Source organism: Nocardia sp. NPDC050799 (assembly GCF_040654015.1).
Classification (GTDB): Bacteria; Actinomycetota; Actinomycetes; order Mycobacteriales; family Mycobacteriaceae; genus Nocardia.
This window is the reverse complement of record NZ_JBFAHF010000096.1, coordinates 1-2760: the sequence shown is the minus strand read 5'-3', so window position 1 is coordinate 2760 and position 2760 is coordinate 1. Positions and strand designations below refer to the sequence as shown.

General features: G+C 66.3%; 1 protein-coding gene. It reads left to right on the top strand.

Annotated features, from left to right (window positions below):
- A partial coding sequence (locus AB0H42_RS35560) for a DEAD/DEAH box helicase (RefSeq protein ID WP_357064243.1) occupies positions 1–2630 on the top strand: 2630 nt, incomplete at its 5' end.
- Positions 2631–2760 lie beyond the last annotated feature (130 nt).

The window sequence follows — 2760 nt, the reverse complement described above, 5'->3', positions numbered from 1 at the left end:
CGAAGGTCTCGACGGACGCGCCTCCGGTCGGCGGGGTTCCCGAAAGGGCCGGTGCTCCGGCCGGAGCACACGACGCGGTCGCGGCCGGTGCCGGCGACGAGGGATCGGCGCGGCCTGATCCGGTCGCCGAGGGCGATGCGGGAGCGCCGGGCGCCCGCGCCGGACACGGATCGGGTGGTGACGAGCATGCGACCGCGCAGCGGGATGCGACCGCCGAGCAGCCCGGTCGGGAAGGACCTGAGAGCTCGGGCCGGACCGAGACGGACGGCACTGACACCCCTGCTGCGGGAGACCATTCGGCATCTGTCCGCGACGAGCAGAATGTTCGGGCCACCGATTATGACAGTCTCGCCGATGCCGCCGGCCTGCCACGCAGTGATCGTGATCGGGCGGTCGATCTGTTGATCGATTTCCATCAGGCTTCCGCCGAGCATGTACCGGAAAGTCAGCGCCTGTCCAACCTTGCGGACGACGTGTTGAAGGCCGGACTACACGGCGGTGATGAGCACCAGTCGATGCTGGCGACAGTGGAGGTCATCCGGCGCGGCACGGTCAGTGACGCGGTGCCGGGCGGCATGGTGCTGCGGGTCGAGCAGGCCGAAGCCGTCTACGCGATGAAATCGCGCCCGGTGGAGATGAAACCCGGGGAGGGCAAATCGCTGGTATTCATGGCGACCGCAATACAGCGTGCGGTGCACCATGGCTCGGTTCTGCTGGTGACAACGACCGATGGGCTGGCCAATCGCGAAGTCGTCACGTACGAGAAGTTGTTGACCGACTCCACGCATCAGAAGGTGATGACCGACTTCGGGATCGATGTGTTCCGCGCCGATCAGGAGAACGGATTCGGGCCGATCGAGGCCGGCCGGCCGGCGATCGTGGTGGCGACCGGCGAAACGGTCGGGCATTTGTGCAATCGCGGTATCGAGCCACCGCGGCATGTCCTGATCGACGAGATGGACGGCATCATCGACCGGGGCGAACGGCAGTTCCTGCGGTCCGAAGGTCCCGAGCAGGCGGCTCCGGAGGCCACAGCCCGGCAAGTGTTCGACGCGCACGACTTTATCGCCGAGGCGCTGGCGGACGGGTCGCTGTCGTATGAAGATTTCGGTCTCCGGCGGATCGCCGAGGAAATCGGGGTGCGGGCCGACGGCGCTCCGGAGTTCATGTACTGGTACGACGGTCAGCCCGAGCTCACCGCCGGGGGGCGGGCAAAGGTCGAGGCGCTACCGGACGGCTCGCAGTGGCTGGAGGGGATGGGCGCCTCCCGGCTGGAAACCGCCGCCAACGCCGAATTTCTCGTCCGGGCAGGTGTCCATTACGAGATGGACGCGGGCAAGATCGTCATCATCGATCAGGCCGAGCACGGGTTGCAACGGAACCCGAAGACCTCGAGCGAATCCCGGTGGAGCGCGGAGCCGGGTAAGGCGAGCCTGGCGCAGGCCATCGAGGCGAAGGAGCTCCGCGCGGCCGAGGCCCGAGGGGAGAAGGCCGAGGAGCATCAGATCGTGGTGCGCGCGGATGCGGAGTCCGCCAAACGCATCGACTCGGTCGAAATCTACCGTGTCGGAGAAGGATCGTTTTTCGATGAAGTAACCGGTGCGTCGGGCACGCTCACCGACCTGAACCCGGTGCTGCAAAAGATCTACGGTCTGGAACCGGCGCACGAGGTCGGACGGTCACAGACCCACCGGTTGGTGGAAGGCCAGCACGATGTGGCCGAAAACACCCATGCCAAGCTGCGCACGATCGCCGAATATGCGAACGAGATCCGGAACGGGGGTGCGGGACGGTTCCAGGAGATCCTGTGTCACCGCAACGACCTGGTCGCCCGGCAGGTGCAGGAGCTGGTGCGCGCCGGGGTACCGCGCGAGGCGATCGAAGCGGTAGACGCCAAGCGGATCGTCGGCTGGGGTGCGGACTGGGAGACCCGACTGCAGAAAGTATTCGACGAGGCCGGTGAGCAGGGCAAGATCCTGGTGATCAACCGGCAGGGCCAGCGCGGCGTCGACATTTCGGTGTCGGATGCGGTGAAGGCCATGGGCGGCATGCATGTCTGGATGACCGAGGCGCCGGAGCAGTCCTACATCCACGAACAAGCCAAGAACCGCACGGCACGTAACGGTCAGCTCGGCAGCGCGCAGGTGGTGATGTCGCCCGAGGACGCGCTGATTCGCAATGCCATGCACCTGCACGGAGTACGTGAGGCGGTGATCCGCTACGAGCAAGCCGTGTCCGCACACGCCGCCGATCCCACCCCTCAGACCCATGACACCGCCGTTGCGGCACGTCAGGCCGTCCGTGAGCTGGTGCCCGAACTGCAGCAGCGGGCGCTGCGGCACTCCACCGCGGATTTCATCCGGCACCACGCCTTCTCGACCCTCAGGCCCGCCCTCACCCTCGCCGAAGCCGACACCGGGCAGTACGGAAGCGACATCGACTTCGAAGCACCGGATACGGCGGCGGACCGGACCGCGCGCCTGGCCGGGCTGCTGGGTATCCCGGCTTCGGAGGTCGCGAACCAGATCGACACACTCGAACGCACCGGTGTCGACAACCCGATGCGCGAGTTGCTGCATCAGGCCGGTATCACCCCGGCAGCGGCCGAGGCACTAGGCCGCGTTTCATAAGCCCGATGGTGTGGGATGGAACCCGTTGTCCGGGCTGAGAAGTTGGTGATGTGGCGAGGTCTCCGGTAGTTGGTTGAACGACCAAGCACAACCAGAAACCAACCGGAGACCTCGTGAACAGCGTAACGGC